Source organism: Natronococcus roseus (genome assembly GCF_043677095.1).
Taxonomy (GTDB): Archaea; Halobacteriota; Halobacteria; order Halobacteriales; family Natrialbaceae; genus Natronococcus; species Natronococcus roseus.
The window spans coordinates 163486-180750 of the sequence record NZ_JBHLJR010000003.1 but is presented as its reverse complement, the minus strand read 5'-3'; the positions used below and the strand labels follow the sequence as shown (position 1 = coordinate 180750).

18 protein-coding genes are annotated in these 17265 nt (G+C 66.7%); 12 read left to right on the top strand and 6 right to left on the bottom strand.

Annotated elements, in window-relative coordinates:
* Positions 1-57: 57 nt before the first annotated feature.
* A complete protein-coding gene (locus tag ACFEMD_RS08875) occupies positions 58-255 on the bottom strand; it encodes a hypothetical protein (protein ID WP_394740663.1) in 198 nt (65 codons plus the stop codon).
* An 86-nt stretch (positions 256-341) separates the two neighbouring features.
* Here ACFEMD_RS08875 and ACFEMD_RS08870 point away from each other — a divergent pair, with 86 nt between their 5' ends.
* A complete protein-coding gene (locus tag ACFEMD_RS08870; protein WP_394740662.1) occupies positions 342-1358 on the top strand; it encodes a threonine aldolase family protein in 1017 nt (338 codons plus the stop codon).
* A 1-nt stretch (position 1359) separates the two neighbouring features.
* Here ACFEMD_RS08870 and ACFEMD_RS08865 read toward each other — a convergent pair whose 3' ends face one another.
* From ACFEMD_RS08865 to ACFEMD_RS08855, 3 genes are all read right to left on the bottom strand, one after another.
* A complete protein-coding gene (locus tag ACFEMD_RS08865; RefSeq protein WP_005554633.1) occupies positions 1360-1491 on the bottom strand; it encodes a DUF7859 family protein in 132 nt (43 codons plus the stop codon).
* A 311-nt stretch (positions 1492-1802) separates the two neighbouring features.
* Positions 1803-2318: a metallophosphoesterase gene (locus tag ACFEMD_RS08860; RefSeq protein WP_394740661.1), complete on the bottom strand. Its 516-nt coding sequence runs from the start codon at positions 2316-2318 to the stop codon at positions 1803-1805.
* Between the two features lie 48 nt (positions 2319-2366).
* Complete coding sequence (locus tag ACFEMD_RS08855) at positions 2367-2768, bottom strand: hypothetical protein (RefSeq protein ID WP_394740660.1); 402 nt, start codon at positions 2766-2768, stop codon at positions 2367-2369.
* 158 nt (positions 2769-2926) lie between these two features.
* Here ACFEMD_RS08855 and ACFEMD_RS08850 point away from each other — a divergent pair, with 158 nt between their 5' ends.
* Positions 2927-5101 carry an ATP-dependent DNA helicase gene (locus tag ACFEMD_RS08850; RefSeq protein WP_394740659.1) on the top strand — a complete coding sequence of 725 codons (2175 nt, stop codon included), beginning with the start codon at positions 2927-2929 and terminating at the stop codon, positions 5099-5101.
* Between the two features lie 370 nt (positions 5102-5471).
* Here ACFEMD_RS08850 and ACFEMD_RS08845 read toward each other — a convergent pair whose 3' ends face one another.
* Together ACFEMD_RS08845 and ACFEMD_RS08840 are read right to left on the bottom strand one after the other, a co-directional pair.
* On the bottom strand, positions 5472-5816 hold the full coding sequence (locus tag ACFEMD_RS08845; protein ID WP_394740658.1) for a hypothetical protein: 345 nt from the start codon (positions 5814-5816) through the stop codon (positions 5472-5474).
* A 66-nt stretch (positions 5817-5882) separates the two neighbouring features.
* Positions 5883-6383, bottom strand: coding sequence for a 2'-5' RNA ligase family protein (locus ACFEMD_RS08840; protein ID WP_394740657.1), 501 nt, complete (start codon positions 6381-6383; stop codon positions 5883-5885).
* Positions 6384-6544: 161 nt separating this feature from the next.
* Between ACFEMD_RS08840 and ACFEMD_RS08835 the strand changes: the two genes are divergently transcribed.
* The 10 genes from ACFEMD_RS08835 (at position 6545) to argF (ending at position 17063) form a co-directional block, all read left to right on the top strand.
* Positions 6545-7639, top strand: coding sequence for a helix-turn-helix transcriptional regulator (locus tag ACFEMD_RS08835; RefSeq protein ID WP_394740656.1), 1095 nt, complete (start codon positions 6545-6547; stop codon positions 7637-7639).
* 298 nt (positions 7640-7937) lie between these two features.
* Positions 7938-9161 carry an argininosuccinate synthase gene (locus tag ACFEMD_RS08830; protein ID WP_394740655.1) on the top strand — a complete coding sequence of 408 codons (1224 nt, stop codon included), beginning with the start codon at positions 7938-7940 and terminating at the stop codon, positions 9159-9161.
* Position 9162: 1 nt separating this feature from the next.
* Positions 9163-10689: an argininosuccinate lyase gene (argH, locus tag ACFEMD_RS08825; RefSeq protein ID WP_394740654.1), complete on the top strand. Its 1527-nt coding sequence runs from the start codon at positions 9163-9165 to the stop codon at positions 10687-10689.
* A 207-nt stretch (positions 10690-10896) separates the two neighbouring features.
* Complete coding sequence (gene lysW / locus ACFEMD_RS08820; protein ID WP_005554620.1) at positions 10897-11061, top strand: lysine biosynthesis protein LysW; 165 nt, start codon at positions 10897-10899, stop codon at positions 11059-11061.
* Positions 11058-11942 (top strand): lysine biosynthesis protein LysX, encoded by an 885-nt coding sequence (gene lysX, locus ACFEMD_RS08815; protein WP_394740653.1) that lies wholly within the window; start codon positions 11058-11060, stop codon positions 11940-11942. Before lysW ends, lysX begins: the two co-directional genes overlap by 4 nt.
* A complete protein-coding gene (gene argC, locus ACFEMD_RS08810; RefSeq protein ID WP_394740652.1) occupies positions 11942-13018 on the top strand; it encodes an N-acetyl-gamma-glutamyl-phosphate reductase in 1077 nt (358 codons plus the stop codon). The genes lysX and argC overlap by 1 nt, the downstream gene beginning before the upstream one ends.
* Before the next feature lies 1 nt (position 13019).
* Entirely contained in the window at positions 13020-13895 is an 876-nt protein-coding gene (locus tag ACFEMD_RS08805) for an acetylglutamate/acetylaminoadipate kinase (protein ID WP_394740651.1), read from the top strand.
* Positions 13892-15046, top strand: coding sequence for an aspartate aminotransferase family protein (locus tag ACFEMD_RS08800; RefSeq protein WP_394740650.1), 1155 nt, complete (start codon positions 13892-13894; stop codon positions 15044-15046). The genes ACFEMD_RS08805 and ACFEMD_RS08800 overlap by 4 nt, the downstream gene beginning before the upstream one ends.
* A complete protein-coding gene (locus tag ACFEMD_RS08795) occupies positions 15043-16155 on the top strand; it encodes a [LysW]-lysine hydrolase (protein WP_394740649.1) in 1113 nt (370 codons plus the stop codon). Before ACFEMD_RS08800 ends, ACFEMD_RS08795 begins: the two co-directional genes overlap by 4 nt.
* Positions 16152-17063, top strand: a complete 912-nt coding sequence (gene argF, locus ACFEMD_RS08790; protein WP_394740648.1) for an ornithine carbamoyltransferase — start codon at positions 16152-16154, stop codon at positions 17061-17063. The genes ACFEMD_RS08795 and argF overlap by 4 nt, the downstream gene beginning before the upstream one ends.
* Positions 17064-17265: the final 202 nt, after the last annotated feature.

Genomic DNA, 17265 nt, shown 5'->3' with positions numbered 1-17265 from the left:
TGTCACGACTCTCGTCGCTTCGGAATACCGTTTTCGAATCGAAATCCCCGCCGTCGGTCACTCGCCGCGATTCACCAGGAAGATCCCGAGGTAGATCGAGATGACCGCGCAGGCGACCCCCAGCAAGAAAACCAGGGTAAACGGCGACTCGAGCGAGAAGGCGTTCGCCTCGCCCGTCGCCCAGCCGACGAACCCGGTCACGACGAGTACGACGGCGGCGAGCCGAAGGGTGGTGAGGAGTTGCCGTGCGTCCATGCCGGACGATAGCGGACCGCCGGTACATATCTTGTCACCGACTCGGGAACGGCGGCTATTTGACGGCCCGCCGGTTACCGAATCGCATGATCGACCTGCGCTCGGACACCGTGACGAAACCCGACGACGAGATGCGGGACGCAGCCGCCGCGGCCGAGGTCGGCGACGACGTCTACGGCGAGGACCCGACTGTAAACGACCTCGAGGATCGTGCCGCCGAACGGGTCGGGAAGGAGGCAGCCCTCTACGTGCCGACGGGAACGATGGGCAACCAGATTGCCGCGCGGGTTCACGCCGAGCGCGGCCAGGAGGTGCTCGCCGACCGGAAAAGTCACGTCGTGAAGTACGAACTCGGCGGGTTCGCCCAGCTCGCGGGGCTGCAGGTGCGAATGCTCGACGCCGATCCGCGGGGCGTGCCGACGCCCGATCAGGTCGACGCGAGCTACGTCGCGGAAGACCTGCATCGACCAGGGACGGGCCTGCTCTGTCTCGAGAACACCCACAACGCTCGCGGCGGGCTCGCGATCGAACCGGAGAAGATCGAAGCCGCAGCCGACACGGCCCACGACCGGGACGTTCCGGTCCACGTCGACGGCGCGCGCCTGTTCAACGCCGCGACGGCGCTCGACGTCTCCGTCACCGACCTCACTGATCCCGTCGACTCGGTCATGTTCTGTCTCTCGAAGGGGCTCGGCGCTCCCGTCGGTTCGATGCTCGCGGGCTCCGAGGAGTTTATCGAACGAGCCCGCCGGATCCGCAAGCTGTTCGGCGGCGGGATGCGCCAGGCCGGAATCGTCGCCGCGCCCGGCCTGCGGGCCCTCGAGAACGTCGCGGACCTCGAGACGGACCACGAGAACGCTCGCCTGCTAGCCGACGGGCTCGGCGAGATCGGAGGGTTGGGGGTACAGCAGCCGGAGACGAACATCGTCCTCGCCGACGTCTCGGGGCTCGGCCTGACCAGCGAGACGGTTCTCGAGCGACTGGGCGAGGACGTTCGGGCGTCGGCGTTCGGCGAGACCACGCTGCGGTTCTGTACGCACCGCTGCGTCTCGCGGGACGACGTCGAAAACGCTGTCGAGCTGGTCGCCGAGCGCCTCGAGTAGCCTAGCGCCCCTCCATCCCGTCGCGGAACTCGAGGATCGTCCGGCGCAACAGCAGGTAGGTGAAGAAGATCAGCGCGAGCAGGATCAGGACGATCGCGATGATGACCGGATCGTCGGGGACGAGGCTAACCATACCCGAGCGGTACAGCGTCGGCCCGCAAAACCGTTTCGACGTTTTGTTACTTATACGACGGAGAAGAACTAAAGATAGCTAAAACCGCGCTTTCAGCTTGCATCGACTATATTGGACAGCGGTCCGTAGCGACGGTAGGCCTCGGTGTCCGATCGTCTGCCCGTCGGCTCGAGGCCGCTCCGGCCGGCTTCCCTCCGTCGTGCCGGAGGCCCGTTCGCCGGCTCGCTGGACCGTCGAACGGGCAATTCGCGGGGATCGCGACGCGATCCCGCTGGCGCCGGTCACCCCGCCCGCGATCCCCTCTTTCGTTCTCACCGCCGAGTCGCGACGCTGACGGTCTCGAGGACGGCCCCGTCCGGCTCCCGAATCTCGCCCGAGAGTTCGTCGCCGTCGCGCTCGAGCACGGCGAATCCCGGTCGATTTCCGCGGGGCTGGGCGTGGCTGCCGGGGTTGAGCAGGACCACGTCGTCAGTTTCGACGACGGTCGGTCGGTGGCTGTGTCCCGAGACGACGACGTCGGCGTCCCGCGAGCGGCCGAACATCGCTAGCCCGGTCGCGCCGCCCTCGCGACGGTGCGTGACGGCGAAGCGAACCCCCTCGGCCTCGACCGTGCGTGCCGTCGGCAGGCGGTCCCGGACCGCCGCGCTGTCGGCGTTACCGTGGACGGCGAACAGCCGACCGCACTCGTTTCGGAACGCCTCGAGGGCCGCCGTGCTGGTGAAGTCGCCGGCGTGGATCACCGTTTCGGCGTTCCGGGCGGCCTCGAGGGCCTCGCCCTCGAGTTCGTGGCCGTCGCTGCTGTGAGTGTCCGAGAAGATCGCGATCATAGCCAGGGTTCGGACCGCGGGGGTAACGTCCCTTTCGCCTTCCGTCGTTCAGCTCTCGTCCGTTCCGTCGTAGATCGCCACGATCGTCGATCCCGACGGGCGATCGCCCAGCGTCGCCGACACCGTCGTCGCCTCGAGATCGACCGTCGACTCGAGGCGCTCCCAGCCGTCGTCGGTCTCGACGGCGATCCCGACGTCGGTCGGGCTCACGCCGGGCGGCAGCGCCGACGGGTCGTAGACGAGTTCGATCCGGAACGCATCGACGGCCCGCAGCTCCTCGAGGCCGACGAACTCGACGGCATCCGCGAGCGCGGTCGCCGTCGGATCGCGGCTGCTGCGCTCGAGCCCGAACTCGTCGGGGACGACGCCCGCGACGACCTCGGCGCGAGCGCCCGTGCGTTCGAGGGTTAACTCCACGACGTCACCGGAATCGTAACCGGGGATGGCCATACTCGAGGCGAAGCCCTCGAGGGGTATGGCGCTGTAGCGCGCGCACGCCGGCTGTGGGTGCGCCTCCCACGGCCGGGTGCGTTCGGTGTCGCCGATTCCGAAGCGGCCACCGGGGTCGGAGACGAATCCTTTTATCGTAGCGGGAACCACTCACTACCGTGTCCGAGACAGCCGGGTACATGCGATTCTTCCCATACGAGCAACCCTACGAGAACCAGCGCGAGGCGATGGACCGCATCTACAACGCGCTGGTTCGAGACCAGGACGTGCTGTTCGAGGGTGCCTGCGGGACCGGCAAGACCCTCTCCTCGCTGGTTCCGGCCCTCGAGGTCGCCCGCGAGCAGGACAAGACCGTCGTTATCACGACCAACGTCCACCAGCAGATGCGTCAGTTCGTCGCCGAGGCCCGGGAGATCACCCGCGAGGAGGACATCCACGCGGTCGTGTTCAAGGGGAAGGGGTCGATGTGTCACATCGACGTCGGCTACGAGGAGTGTCAGACGCTGCGGGACAACACCCGGGCCGTGGTCGACGCCGAGCGCGACCGCGAACAGTTAGCGCGGCGCCAGCGCGAGCTGCTCGCCGAGAGCCAGGAGGGAAGCGACGGCTCCGCGGCGGACGCCCGCAGCGCGGTGATGGACGAACTCGAGAACATCGAGGACCGCCTCGAGGACTTGGCGGAACAGAACGTCTGTGACTACTACCGGAACAATCTCACGGAGGATACGGACGACTTCTTCGCCTGGCTGTTCGACGACGTCCGCACGCCCGAGGAGATCTACGAGTACGCCGAGCAGCGCGAGTTCTGTGGCTACGAACTCCTGAAGGAGGGGATCGAGGGTGTCGATCTGGTCGTCTGTAACTACCACCACCTGCTGGATTCGACGATCCGAGAGCAGTTCTTCCGGTGGCTGGGCCGGGACCCGGAGGACGTGATCGCGGTCTTCGACGAGGCCCATAACGTCGAGGACGCGGCCCGCGAGCACGCCACCCGGACCTGCTCGGAACGCACGTTCGACTCGGCGCTGGACGAACTCGCCGACAGCGACGATCCACGAGCCGAGGGCGCGACCAACGTCCTCTCGGCGTTTCACCGCGCGCTGGTCGAAACCTACGAGGACTCCTTTCAGTTCGGCGAGCGCGAACGGATCGGCGAGAACTGGTCGGACGTCCCGATCGCAAACGAGGATCGGCGCGACGAGCTCACCCTCGAGTTCCTCCAGCGCTATTCGGGACAGGGGATCGACGACGATCTCGAGGCCGCGATGGCGCTCGGCCAGGAGCTCGACGAGGAGTACGAGGAGGCGTATCGGGAGGGAGAGACGGCCACGCGAACCGAGTGTCAGACCCTGCAGGCGGCCGGCTTCGTCAGCGCGTGGATGGACGAGGGGACAAAGGAGGGGCTATACCCCGTCGTCTCGGTCACTCGGGACGCCGGCACCGACGAGATCTACGGCCGCGCGGAGCTGTACACCTGTCTCCCCCGTCAGGTCACCGGGAAACTGTTCGAGGAGGTTTCCGCGACGATCCTGATGAGCGCGACGCTACAGCCCTTCGACGTCACCAAAGACGTGCTGGGACTCGAGGAGCCGATCTCGATGGCCTACGGGCTCGAGTTCCCAAGCGAACACCGCCGCACGTACGCCGTCGAGACGCCGCCGCTGTTTTCGTCCGACCGGGACGATCCCGCGGTCCAGGAACAGGTCGCGGGGACGATCGACGACGCGGTCCGGATGACCGCCGGCAACACGCTTGCCTTCTTCCCGAACTACGGTGAGGCCGAACGGTACGCGGACCGCCTCGAGCGCCGCGAGTCGGCGACGGTCTACCTCGACGAGCCCGGCGTCGCCGTCGAGGAGCTTCGGCAGGAGTTCGTCGACGACGACGACGCCGTCCTCTGTACCTCGCTGTGGGGAACCCTCGCCGAGGGCGTGAGCTTCGACGGCGACGACGCGCGGACCGTACTGGTCGTCGGCGTTCCCTACCCGCACCTCGACGACCGGGCCGACGCGGTCCAGGAGGCCTACGACGCCGCCTTCGAGGGAACCGACACCGGCTGGCGCTACGCCGTCGAGATCCCGACGGTCCGCAAGACCCGCCAGGCGCTCGGTCGAGTGCTCCGCTCGCCCGAGGATATCGCCGTCCGCGCGCTGCTGGATCGGCGCTACTCGAGGGAGGCGAAGTCCGATCTGGGCAAGTACAGCGTCAACGGGACCTTCCCACACGAGGAACGCGAGGAACTGATCGACATCGAGCCCTCGAAGCTCAAGTTCGCGATGCGGAACTTCTACGGGGACCACGCCGCCTACGACGGCGACCCGCCCGCCCCCTGATTACGGAAGTTCGAGGAGAAAGCCCCGCCGTTCACGGCGGGGATGAATCCGACAAAATCTTCGTGAACCACGTTTGACGTGCTACACGAATGTTTTAACTCATATGATTGCGTATTATCATGTGACCGAGACGGTCTACCCGCCCCACTAATCGGACAATATCGGGATTCCCCGATTTCACGCAGAAAGAACCTCTTTCTGTTGTGGACTCGGGGTGCAGCAAGAAGTACCTCCGACTCTCATGCCGGGATAGGAGTAACGGCTGGTTGGCACAGCCAGTAGCCGTCATCAGGGCCGCTACAAATCTTAAACATCCCAACTCAGCGGTGCGGTGCCGTGGGAATCTTCGCCCTTCAGGGCGGAGAGGATGTCAATTCCGGTCGAGCGTCACGTGGGCGGCGCCGTTCGTCACGGTGACGACGTGGTCGCCGCTCTCCTCGATCTCCACGTCGAAGCTCCCGCTGTCGGAGACCGAGCGGGCCTCGAGCGGTCCCTCGCCGATCTTCGCGACCTGGACGCTGACCGCGTCCCCGTTTTCGACCCGTTCGACGTCGATCTCGACCGCGAACTCGTCGCCCTCGTCTGCGCTGAACTCCGCGGTGTGTTCGTCCTCGAGCGTCTCGTCGATCCCGTCGTCGCCCACGAGGTCGGTCGCGGCCGAACAGCCCGAGACCGAGACGGCGGCGGCGACACCGAGCAGTGATCGTCGGTACATGCTCTACTACCTTCGCACAGTCTTATATGTGCTTTCTGGGAGGGAAAAACCTCGTCGGACGGCGGCCTACGCCGACAGCACGACCCGGCTCACCGGAACCCCGTCCGTCCCGTCCCGGAACTCGAGTTCGCCGACGGTCCACTCGACCGGCTCGATCTTGCGGTCGGCCAGCCGTCTCGCGGTCGGTTCGTCGCCCCCGCGGGCCAGGGTGACGTGGGGAACGTAGTCCTCGCCCTCGAGCCCCGCGACGGTGCCGAACTCCTCGACGAGGCGGGCGTGGATCGCCTCGAGCCCGGGGCTGTCGACGGCGAGGTAGACGACCGGAGCCGACCCCAGCGGCGGGTCGGCGAAGAAGTCGATTCCGGTGACGCGAGCCTCGACCGGGGAAACTCCCTCGAGGGCGCGGTGGGTGCGGTGTTGGAGCTGGGTGACGTGGTCGGCCTCGCCGAGACGCTTGAGCAGACAGGAGTGATCCTCGCGAACGATATCGAACCCGATCAGCTCGGGGTAGAGGGCGTCCGCGAGTTCGCGGACGCGCCCGGGGACCGGGACGGTGACGCTGTACACGTTCTCGCGAGTACGGACGATCGCCCTATGAGTGTGGCGTTCGACGGCTCAGCCGTCGTCCCGCGGCCGTTTCCGCCCCCCGTACTCGGGAGTGACGGCGGGACGGATGTTGCCGCCGTCGTCGGAAAGACCTATTTAGGCGGCTCTACCATCTTCTCATAATGGATGTGCGGGGGCTCCGAGCCCTAGTGGTGCTCGTGGTGATCGGATGCCTGCTCGTTCCGATGCCCGCCTCGGCCGTGGTGGCGGCCGACGGTGACGCCGGACCCCAACAGCAGGTGCTCCAGCAGACTGACGACGGATTGCAGTTCGACGACGCTGACGAGATCCACATCGACGCTGATATCTACGAGAACGGGTCGGCGACGTTTACCATCGACTACCGATTCCCGATAAATACCGAGAACGAGTCGATCGAAGAGTGGGAACTCCTCCAGGACGATATCGAGTCGAACCCCGAGGAGTACATCGAACGGGAGGCCGAGGGCTGGAACGAGGTCGCCGCCGACGGTGAGAACGCGACGGACCGGGAGATGGAGATCTCGAACTTCACCGTGACGACCGATGAAAGCACCGCGCCACGGGATCTGGCCCACGTGAAGTACGAGTTCGAGTGGTCGTCGTTCGCCCACGTCGAACTCAACCGCATCGAGGCCGGCGACGCGCTGTCCGGGTTCACGCTGGTCGACGATACGACGCTCCAGCTCTTCTGGCCGGATACCTACTCCGCGTACGAGATCGATCCGGACTCGGACGACAGGGGGGACGGATCGGTCTTCTGGGACGGCGGTGACACCGAGTTCGCCGACGATCAACCGCGAGTCGTTCTGATCGAGGACACCGAGTCCACCGGTGAGCCGACCGAGGCCGAGGAGGGGCTGGCGATGCCTTGGCTAGTGGTTTTCGGTGCCCTCGGCGCGCTCGCGCTGGCCGGCGTCGCCGGCTGGTGGTTCCGGTACGGACAGGGGTCGGACTCCGAGAGCGTCGATCCGGTAGAGCAGTCGGAACCGACCGCCGCTTCCCAACCGGCCGGTCCGCCCGCGGAGCTGTTGAGCAACGAGGAACGAGTGTTACAGCTGGTCGAGGACCGTGGCGGACGGATAAAACAACAGGAAGTCGTGGCCGAACTCGACTGGACGGAGGCCAAGACCAGCCAGGTCGTCGGCGGACTTCGAGAGGACGACGAGATCGAGGTCTTCCGCATCGGCCGTGAGAACGTTCTCGCGCTCCCCGACGAGAATATCGACGAGGAGTAGCCGGACCGCCACAATACTTGCCTGCCGAGTAGGATTTAAGAGGACTCGTTTTCATAGGGAGACCTAATGAGCGGCTCCGCCGATAGCTCGGTACCCCTTTTCGCTACTGCCGGAGCCGTCACGCCGCGACGACCCCGACGACCGGGCCTTTGAGCCCACCCTATACCCCACCTCCTCGTCCCGAACCTGCGAAAATCCAAAAACTCCAGTTTTTCGACGTAGCGCAGCCTATGACTTTAATTTCTTGAACTAAGAACGACGAATTTAAGTCTATCCTCCCGCTCCACTCGAGTAGAACATGACACGCGTTGCACTCGCGTTCTCGGGGGGACTCGACACGACCGTCTGCGTCCCGCTGCTCGAAGAGGAGTACGGATACGACGACGTTATCGGCGTCACCGTCGACGTCGGCCAGCCGGAGTCGGAGTTCGACGAGGCCGAGGAAACCGCGGAGGCGCTCGGACTCGAACACTACGTCGTCGACGCGAAAGAGGAGTTCGCGGATCTCTGTTTCGAGAGCGTCCGCGCGAACGCGACCTACCAGGGCTACCCGCTGGGGACCGCACTCGCCCGCCCGGTGATCGCCAGCGCCATCCTCGAGGTCGCCGAGGAGCAGGGCTGTACGGGTATCGCCCACGGCTGTACGGGGAAGGGGAACGACCAGCTTCGCTTCGAGGCGATCTGGCGCGACTCCGATCTCGAGGTCATCGCCCCCGTGCGCGAACTCGGGCTCACGCGCGAGTGGGAGAACGAGTACGCCGAGGAGAAGGACCTGCCCGTCGAGGGCGGCGGCGGCGGCAAGTGGTCGGTCGACACCAACCTCTGGAGCCGCTCGGTCGAGGGATCGGAACTCGAGGACCCGAGCTACGTTCCCGGCGAGGAGATCTACAACTGGACGCAGGCTCCCTCGGGCGACACCGAGGAGATCGAGATCGAGTTCGACGAGGGCTACCCGGTCGCCATCGACGGCGAAGCGTACGAGCCCGTCGAACTCATCCAGCACCTCAACGAACTCGCGGGCGCCTACGGCGTCGGTCGCACGGACTCGATGGAGGACCGCATGCTCGGGCTGAAGGTCCGCGAGAACTACGAGCACCCCGCGGCGACGACGCTGCTCAACGCCCACGAGGCCCTGGAGGGGCTCGTCCTCACCCAGGAGGAGCGTGAGTTCAAGCAGCTGATCGACCAGAAGTGGTCGAAGAAGGGATACGAGGGCCTCGTCGACGCACCCCTGGTCGGCGCGCTCGAGGGCTTCATCGCCGAGACCCAGAACCGCGTCACCGGGACGGTGACGATCCGCTTCGAGGGCGGCCAGGCCCGCGCGGTCGGCCGCGACAGCAAGTACGCCGCCTACTCCGCCGAGCACGCCTCGTTCAACACGGAGACGGTCGGCAAGATCAGCCAGGAGGACGCCACGGGCGTCGCGAAGTACCACGGCTTCCAGCGCCGCCTCGCAAACGAGTCGATCGCCGCGAACCAGGACGAGGAGGTCGAGCTCGCGACCGACGGAGGCGAGGAGTAAGATGAGCGGAGAGGAAGCTCCCGACGCGGACGGATTGGACGACACAGGCGTCGTCCGACGGGATCGCTTCAGCGGCGGCCCCGCCCGGAGCTTCCTCTCCTCGCTTGCGGCCGACGAGCGGATCTTCGAAGCCGACCTCGAGGTCGACCGCGCACACACCCTCATGCTCGCCGAGCAGGGGATCCTCGCGGACGACACCGCCGGAGAGATCTTGACGGCGCTGGACGCGATCGAGGTCGACGGTCACGACTCGCTGCCCGACGGCGAGGACGTTCACGAGGCAATCGAGACTGCCGTCATCGAACGGATCGGCGAGGAGGGTGGGAAGATGCACACCGCTCGCTCGCGCAACGACGAGGTCGCGACCTGCATCCGCTACCGCCTGCGCGAGGACGTCCTCGACGCCGTCGAGACGACGCTCGCGCTGCGCGAGGCGCTGCTCGAGGTCGCCGACGAGGGCCGGGAGACGATTATGCCCGGCTACACGCACCTCCAACCGGCCCAGCCGACGACGGTAGCCCACTGGGCGCTGTCCTACGAGGGGGCGGTCCGTCGCGACACCGAACGCCTGCTCGAGGCGTACGGACGGATCGACGAGTCGCCGCTGGGCGGTGCGGCGTTCGCGGGGACGACGTTCGATATCGATCGCGAGCGCACGGCGGAGCTGCTCGGATTCGAGGGCGGTCCCGCGAGCAACGCGAGGGGGAGCTCGGCGGAGCGGCGTTCCGCCGTTGTTGTCGAGAACTCGATGGACGCTTCCTCGAGTCGGGACTTCCTGCTCGAGACGACCCAGGCGCTGTCGACCCACGCGACGACGCTGTCGGGACTCGCGGAGGACCTCATTATCTTCGCGAACCGCGGGTTCGTCGACCTCGCGGACGACTACTCCTCGACGTCGTCGATCATGCCTCAGAAGAAGAACCCGGACACGCTCGAGCTCGTCCGTGCGGTCGCGGGCGACGCCGCGGGCGGCGTTCAGGGGCTGACGACGACGCTCAAGGGGCTGCCCCGCGCGTACAACCGCGACTTACAGCGGGCGACGACCCACGCCTGGGAGACCGTTGACGCCGTAACGGAGGCCGGCGAGGTCGCGGCGGGCGCGGTCGCGACGGCCGACTGGAACGAGGAGACGCTCGCGGCGGAGGCCGGCGTGGGGTTCTCGACGGCGACCGGCGTCGCCGACCTGCTGGCGGCCAATGGGCTGCCGTTCCGGACGGCACACGAGATGGTCGCCCACGCTGCGGAGAACGGGGGAGACTACGACGCCCTCGAGGCCGCCGCAGGGGACGTACTGGGCGAACCGCTCGAGTCGTTCGTCGACCCCGCCGCCGTCGAGGACGCCCTCGACCCCGAGGCGAGCGTCGCGAGTCGCGACTCGCGGGGCGGACCCGCCCCCGAGGCGGTCGCCGACCAGCTCGAGTCGGCCCGCGAGGCGCTCGCGGCCGACGAGGCGACGCGGGCGACGACCGACGAGGTGCTCGAGGACGCCCACGCGACGCTTCGTGAGGAGGTGAACCGGTATGTCTGATCGGCTCGCCTCTCGAGACCCGGTTCGACCGAGCGTGGCGACCTCGCCGCCGTCCCCGCCCGGGGACGATACACAACCTGAATGATACGAGGGACAAAATCTGCCGGAAAACGACAGTCACACACCGTTAGTGTGTAGTGCGGCTATTGTAATTTTTCTGTTAGGTTCGAAGGTTTTAAGGGTACCGCGGTCCCAGTGTGGAGTACAATGACAGAATGCGTCGAGTGTGGGGCGGAAGTGTCCCTGCACGACGATCTGGAAGTGGGAGAGATCGTTGACTGTACGACCTGCGGAGCCGAGCTGGAAGTCGTCGACACCGAGCCGCCAGTCCTCGAGCGAGCCCCGGAGCTCGAAGAGGACTGGGGTGAGTGACCTTGCAGATAGGAATACTCTACTCCCGGATCCGCAAGGACGAGAAGCTCCTCCTCTCGGAGCTGCGCGAGCGCGACCACGAGGTCACGAAGATCGACGTCCGCAAGCAGACGTTCGACATCGGCGAGGCTCCCGAGGCGTTCGCCGACCTCGACGTCGTCGTCGACCGCTGTCTCGCCACGAGCCGCAGCCTCTACGCCACGCAGTTCTTCGAGGCCTACGGCATCCCCGTGATCAACAGCAACGAGACGGCCGAGATCTGCGCCGACAAGGTCAAGAACAGCCTCGCGCTCGAGCAGGCCGGCGTTCCCACGCCCGCGACGAAGGTCGCGTTCACGAAGGAAACCGCCCTCGAGGCGATCGAGGAGTTCGGCTACCCCTGCGTGCTCAAACCCGTCGTCGGCTCCTGGGGCCGCCTGATGGCCAAGATCGACTCCCGCGACGCCGCGGAGGCGATCCTGGAACACAAGGCAACGCTCGGCCACTACGAGCACAAGGTGTTCTACGTCCAGGAGTTCGTCGAGAAACCCGGCCGCGACATCCGCGTCGTCGCGATCGACGGCGAACCCGTCGCGGGAATGGTTCGCTCGTCGGACCACTGGATCACGAACGCCGCAAAGGGTGCGGAGACGAACGTCTTCGAACCCGACGACGAAGCCACCGAACTCGTCGAGAAGGCCAGCGACGCCGTCGGCGGCGGCCTGCTGGGCATCGATCTCATGGAAACCGAAGACGGGTATACCGTCCACGAGGTCAACCACACCGTCGAGTTCAAGGCGCTCAACGACGCCGTCGAGACAGACGTCGCAAGCACCGTCGTCGACTGGCTCGAGGAGAAAGCCGCCGAGAACGACTCCCAGGAAGTCGAGGTGACGTTCTGATGGCCGTCGGTACCGACGCCAGCGCCGACGAATCCGCCGAGACCGTTACCGCGACAGTCATCGGCGGCAGCGGATTCACTGGGGGGGAACTCCTCCGACTGCTCGCTGGCCACCCCAACTTCGAGCTCACGGAAGTGACGAGTCGCTCGAAGGCCGGCAAGAGCGTTGGCTCTGTTCACCCGCCGCTTCGCGGAACCGACCTTCGCTTTACCGAACCCGACGACCTCGAGAGCGTCAACGTCCTCTTTGCGGCAACGCCACACGGCGTCTCGATGGGGCAGGTCGACGAGTTCTTCGAGGTCGCAGATACGGTTGTCGACCTCTCGGCGGACTTCCGCCTCGACACCGAAGAACAGTACGAGGAGTGGTACGACGGCCACACCGCACCCGAATACCTCGAAAAGGCCGAGTACGCCCTCCCCGAGATCAACCGCGAGAACCTCGCGGGCGCGGAGCTGATCGCCGGCGGGGGCTGTAACGCCACCGCCACCATTCTCGGACTGTACCCGCTGTTCGAGCACGGGATTCTCGAGGGCGGCGAGCAGGTCGTCGTCGACGTGAAGGTCGGCTCCTCGGAGGGTGGTGCCGGCGGCGGCGATGCCTCCTCGCATCCGGAACGCTCGGGCGTCGTCCGTCCCTACGCACCGACGGGTCACCGCCACGAGGCCGAGATCGAGCAGTTCCTCGACACCTCGGTCGCCTTCACCTGCCACGCCGTGGACATGATCCGCGGCGCCAGCGCGACGGGCCACGTCTTCCCGTCGGGGCCGGTGTCGAAGGGCGACCTCTGGAAAGCGTACAGAGGGAGCTACGAGGACGAGCCGTTCGTCCGCATGGCCGCGGGCGGCTCCGGCGTCTACCGGTATCCGGAGCCCAAGTCGGTCGCGGGGACCAACCTCGCCGAGGTCGGCTTCGAACTCGACCCCTCGAACAAACGGATCGTCGTGTTCTCGGCGATCGACAACATGATGAAGGGCTCTGCGGGACAGGCGGTCCACGCCGCCAATATCGCGCTCGGCTTCGAGGAGACGGCCGGACTCGAGTTTACGGGGCTGCACCCCGTAGGGGCACCCTGAGATGACCGTGGTAGTGAAGATCGGCGGCGCCCGCGCCGTCGATCCCGAAGGTGCGCTCGCGGACGTCGCCTCCCTCGTCGAGGACGGCGAGGACGTCGTCCTCACCCACGGCGGCTCGACGGCCGTCGACGAGACGCTCGAGGACCTCGGCCAGGAACCTACCTACGTCGAGACACCCGGTGGCGTCGTCGGTCGCTTCACCGACGAGGACACCATGGACGTCTTCAAGATGGTGATGCCCGGCAAGCTCAACACGGATCTCGTCGAGAGTCTGCAAAACGAGGGCGTCAACGCCGTCGGGCTCTCGGGCACGGACGGCAAACTGCTCGAGGGCAAGCGAAAATCGGCCGTCCGCGCGAAGGTCGACGGCAAGAAGAAGATCCTGCGCGGCGACCACTCGGGGAAGATCGAGTCGGTCAACGCCGATCTGCTCGAGACGATGCTCGAGGGCGAGTACACGCCCGTCGTCTCGGTCCCGATGCTCGGAGCCGAAAAAGGCGGCGGGTACACCGCCGTCAACGCTGACGCCGACCGCGCGGCCGCCGCGATCGCGGGCGCGCTCGGGGCCGACCTGGTCGTCCTCACCGACGTCTCGGGGATCTACGAGGATCCCGACGACGAGTCGACGAAGATCGAGTCGGCCGCGACGCCGGAGGAGTTCGAGGCCGTCAAAGACGCCGCCGAGGGGTTCATGACGAAGAAGGTCATGGCCGCCGAGGAAGCCCTCGAGGGGGGCGCCTCGTCCGTCATCGTCGCGACGGCGAACGCGGACGCACCGATCTCGAGTGCGCTTGAAGGCGAGGGGACGACCCTCGAGCCCGGCGCGCTCGCCGACGACGAAACGGACGCGGAAGCCACACAGGAGGCCACGCAATGAGCGATCACGACTTCATCTCCGGCAGCAAACCGATCGGCATCGAGCGCGGCGAGGGACCGTCCCTTTACACTGCCGACGGGACGGAGTACTTAGACGCCGGCGCGAGCTACGCCTGTACGCCGCTCGGTCACTCCCATCCCGCTGTCGTCGACGCGGTCTGCGAGCAGGCCGGCAAGCTGACGTTCGTCGACTCCTCGTTTCCGGTCCAGTCGCGCGAGGACGCCTACGCCGCGTTCGTCGCGGCTACACCGGAGGAACTCGAGTCGGCCTGGTTCTGTAACTCCGGGACCGAGGCCAACGAGGCCGCGCTGAAGTTCGCCCGCTCTGCGACCGGCGAGTCGAAGATCATCGCGGCGACCCGCTCGTTCCACGGCCGGACGATGGGCTCGCTCGCGGCCACCTGGAAGGACAAGTACAAGAAGCCGTTCGAGCCCCTGGCCGGCGACGTCGAGTTCGTCCCATACGGTGACGGGGAGGAGCTCGCTGACGCGGTCGACGACGAGACCGCGGCCGTCATCCTCGAGCCGATTCAGGGCGAGGGCGGGATCAACGTCCCACCTGCGGGCTACCTCGAGACCGCCCGCGAGCTGACCGAAGAGGCCGGCGCGGCGCTGGTCTTCGACGAGGTTCAGACTGGGATGGGCCGCACAGGCTCGATGTGGGCCTGCCAGAACGCGGGCGTCACGCCCGACGTGCTCACCGCGGCGAAGGGCCTCGGCAACGGCCTGCCCGTCGGCGCCGTCGCAGTCCAGGACTGGATCGCCGACGGCGCGGCCTCGCACAACGCCACGTTCAGCGGCGGCCCCGTCGTCTCCGCGGCGGTCCACGCGACGATCTCGACGCTGGTCGAGGAGGAGTGGCCCGCCCACGCCGCCGAGATCGGCGACTACCTCGTCGACGAGCTCGAGACCGCCCTCGGTGACGCGATCCGCGAAGTCCGCGGCGAGGGGCTGCTCGTCGGAATCGAGCTGAAACGCGGGGCGAACCGCGTCGCCCGTGATCTGGCGATGAACCATCAGATCCTGGCGCTGCCGGCGGGTCGGACCGTCCTGCGTCTGCTGCCGCCGCTCGTGATCGACGAGGACGACGCGGATCGGCTCGTCGACGCGCTGGCGGAAACCATCGCGCCCGAAGCTACACCCGAATCATGAACGCGAGTATGACCGGTGCGACCGACGTCTCCCGGCAGGACGCCCGGAACCTGCTGGTCGATCTCGTCGCGATCCCCTCGCCGACCGGCGAGGAACGGAAGGCGGCCGAGCGTCTCGTCGAGTTTTTTTCGGCGAACGGCCGCGAGGCCTGGATCGACGAGGTCGGCAACGTTCGCGCACCCGCGGATGACGCGGTTCTCCTGACCTCCCACGTCGATACGGTTCCCGGGGAGATCCCGGTCGAGGTTCACCCCGCGGACGCCGATGATCTCGAGGACGAGGTCGCCGAGGAGGAAGGCGAGGACGTCCTCTGGGGTCGTGGCAGCGTCGACGCCACCGGCCCGCTGGCCGCGATGGCCGCCGCTGCCGTCCGCACCGGAGTTTCGTTCGTCGGCGTCGTCGGCGAGGAGACCAGCTCCCGGGGCGCCCGCCACCTGGTCGTCGACCGTGAGGAACCCGACGCCGTCGTCAACGGCGAGCCGAGCGGCACGACCGGGATCACGCTGGGCTACCGGGGATTCCTCTCTGGCACCTACGTCGCGACCAGCGAGTCGGGTCACACTTCCCGACCCGAGCCTAACGCGATCCAGCACGCCACCGAGTGGTGGACGAACGTCGAGGCCGCCTTCGAACAGGACGAGTACACGCCCGTCTTCGAGCGCGTGACGGCAAAACCGGTCGACATCGACGGCGGGATCAGCGAGGACGGGCTCTCCGTCGAGGCGACCCTGCAGGCTCAGCTCCGGGTCCCCCCGTCATTGGACGCCGAATCGGTCCGCGAGACGGCCGAGGCCGAACTCGAGATCGGCACCGTCTCCTGGGCCGAACCGATCCCGCCCGTAATGGAGAGTCCACGAACGGCGGTCGCTCGCGCGTTCCGCGCGGCGATCCGCAAGGAGGGCTGCGATCCGCGGCTGGTTCGAAAGACCGGAACCAGCGACATGAACCTCTACGCTGGCGCGTGGGGCTGTCCGATGGTCACGTACGGTCCGGGCAACTCCGACCTCGATCACGCGCCTAACGAGCGCCTCTCGCTTGCCGAGTTCGACCGATCGGTCGACGTGCTGACTCGGGTCGCAACGACCCTCCGCGGAGGCGAGGACGAATGAGCGAGCCACGGCACTTCCTCGAGATCGACGACCTCTCTCGCGAGGAGCTACAGGTGGTACTCGAGCGTGCGGAGCGGTACAAACGTGCCCAGGAAAACGGCGAGGATCACGCCGATCTCGCCGGCCAGACCCTCGGCATGATCTTCCAGAAGCCGAGTACACGAACCCGGGTCTCCTTCGAAACGGGAATGACTCAGCTCGGCGGTCACGCAGTCTTCCTCGGCGCCGACGACATCCAGCTCGGCCGTGGTGAGCCCCTGAAAGACACCTCGAGAACGCTCTCGCGGTACGTCGACGTCGTGATGGCTCGGCTGTTCAAACACGACAACGTCGAGGTGCTCGCGGAGTACTCCTCGGTCCCCATTGTCAATGGTCTGACCGACGATGCCCATCCCTGTCAGACGCTCGCCGATCTGCTGACGATCCGCGAGGAGATGGACGGGTTCGACGGCGTCTCGGCGGCGTGGGTCGGCGACGGTAACAACGTCGCCCAGTCGTTCGTGATCGGCGCAGCGCTGGCCGACATCGACCTGACGATTGCGACACCCGACGGCTACGGCATCGACGACGCCGTCCTCGAGCGCGCTCGCGAACTCGGCGGCGACCCGACGACGACGACCGACCCCGTCGACGCGGTCACCGATGCGGACGTCGTCTACACCGACGTCTGGACCAGCATGGGCCAGGAGGACGAGTATGACGTCCGGATGGACGCCTTCGAGGGGTTCCAGGTCAACTCGGAACTGCTCGAGGGCGCGAACGACGCCTCGGTGATGCACTGTCTGCCCGCTCACCGCGGCGAGGAGATCACCGACGCCGTCATCGAGAGCGACCGATCGGTCGTTTTCGATCAGGCTGAAAATCGGCTCCACGCCCAGAAGGCGCTGTTGAGCTGGCTGCTCGAGTGAGTGGCCGGACGCGAACGGAGGCGCGGCGCTATGCGCCGCGAATAGACGAACGGGCAACGCCCGTGAGTCAGTGAGCGATCGCGTTTTTTGGTCCAGATTTTTTGCGTGAGGGGTCAGCTCCGCTGACCCGAGCGGAAAAAAGGTGGGCTGTAGAACCGGCTCCACGCCCAGAAGGCGCTATTGATCTGGCTGCTCGGGTAGC

Excerpts from the sequence above, each read along its gene's own strand:
- ACFEMD_RS08875 (WP_394740663.1), bottom strand. The coding sequence starts at position 255 with ATGGACGCACGGCAACTCCTCACCACCCTTCGGCTCGCCGCCGTCGTA.
- ACFEMD_RS08870 (WP_394740662.1), top strand. The coding sequence starts at position 342 with ATGATCGACCTGCGCTCGGACACCGTGACGAAACCCGACGACGAGATG.
- ACFEMD_RS08865 (WP_005554633.1), bottom strand. The coding sequence starts at position 1,491 with ATGGTTAGCCTCGTCCCCGACGATCCGGTCATCATCGCGATCGTCCTG.
- ACFEMD_RS08860 (WP_394740661.1), bottom strand. The coding sequence starts at position 2,318 with ATGATCGCGATCTTCTCGGACACTCACAGCAGCGACGGCCACGAACTC.
- ACFEMD_RS08855 (WP_394740660.1), bottom strand. The coding sequence starts at position 2,768 with ATGGCCATCCCCGGTTACGATTCCGGTGACGTCGTGGAGTTAACCCTC.
- ACFEMD_RS08845 (WP_394740658.1), bottom strand. The coding sequence starts at position 5,816 with ATGTACCGACGATCACTGCTCGGTGTCGCCGCCGCCGTCTCGGTCTCG.
- ACFEMD_RS08835 (WP_394740656.1), top strand. The coding sequence starts at position 6,545 with ATGGATGTGCGGGGGCTCCGAGCCCTAGTGGTGCTCGTGGTGATCGGA.
- ACFEMD_RS08830 (WP_394740655.1), top strand. The coding sequence starts at position 7,938 with ATGACACGCGTTGCACTCGCGTTCTCGGGGGGACTCGACACGACCGTC.
- argH (WP_394740654.1), top strand. The coding sequence starts at position 9,163 with ATGAGCGGAGAGGAAGCTCCCGACGCGGACGGATTGGACGACACAGGC.
- lysW (WP_005554620.1), top strand. The coding sequence starts at position 10,897 with ATGACAGAATGCGTCGAGTGTGGGGCGGAAGTGTCCCTGCACGACGAT.
- argC (WP_394740652.1), top strand. The coding sequence starts at position 11,942 with ATGGCCGTCGGTACCGACGCCAGCGCCGACGAATCCGCCGAGACCGTT.
- ACFEMD_RS08805 (WP_394740651.1), top strand. The coding sequence starts at position 13,020 with ATGACCGTGGTAGTGAAGATCGGCGGCGCCCGCGCCGTCGATCCCGAA.
- ACFEMD_RS08800 (WP_394740650.1), top strand. The coding sequence starts at position 13,892 with ATGAGCGATCACGACTTCATCTCCGGCAGCAAACCGATCGGCATCGAG.
- ACFEMD_RS08795 (WP_394740649.1), top strand. The coding sequence starts at position 15,043 with ATGAACGCGAGTATGACCGGTGCGACCGACGTCTCCCGGCAGGACGCC.
- argF (WP_394740648.1), top strand. The coding sequence starts at position 16,152 with ATGAGCGAGCCACGGCACTTCCTCGAGATCGACGACCTCTCTCGCGAG.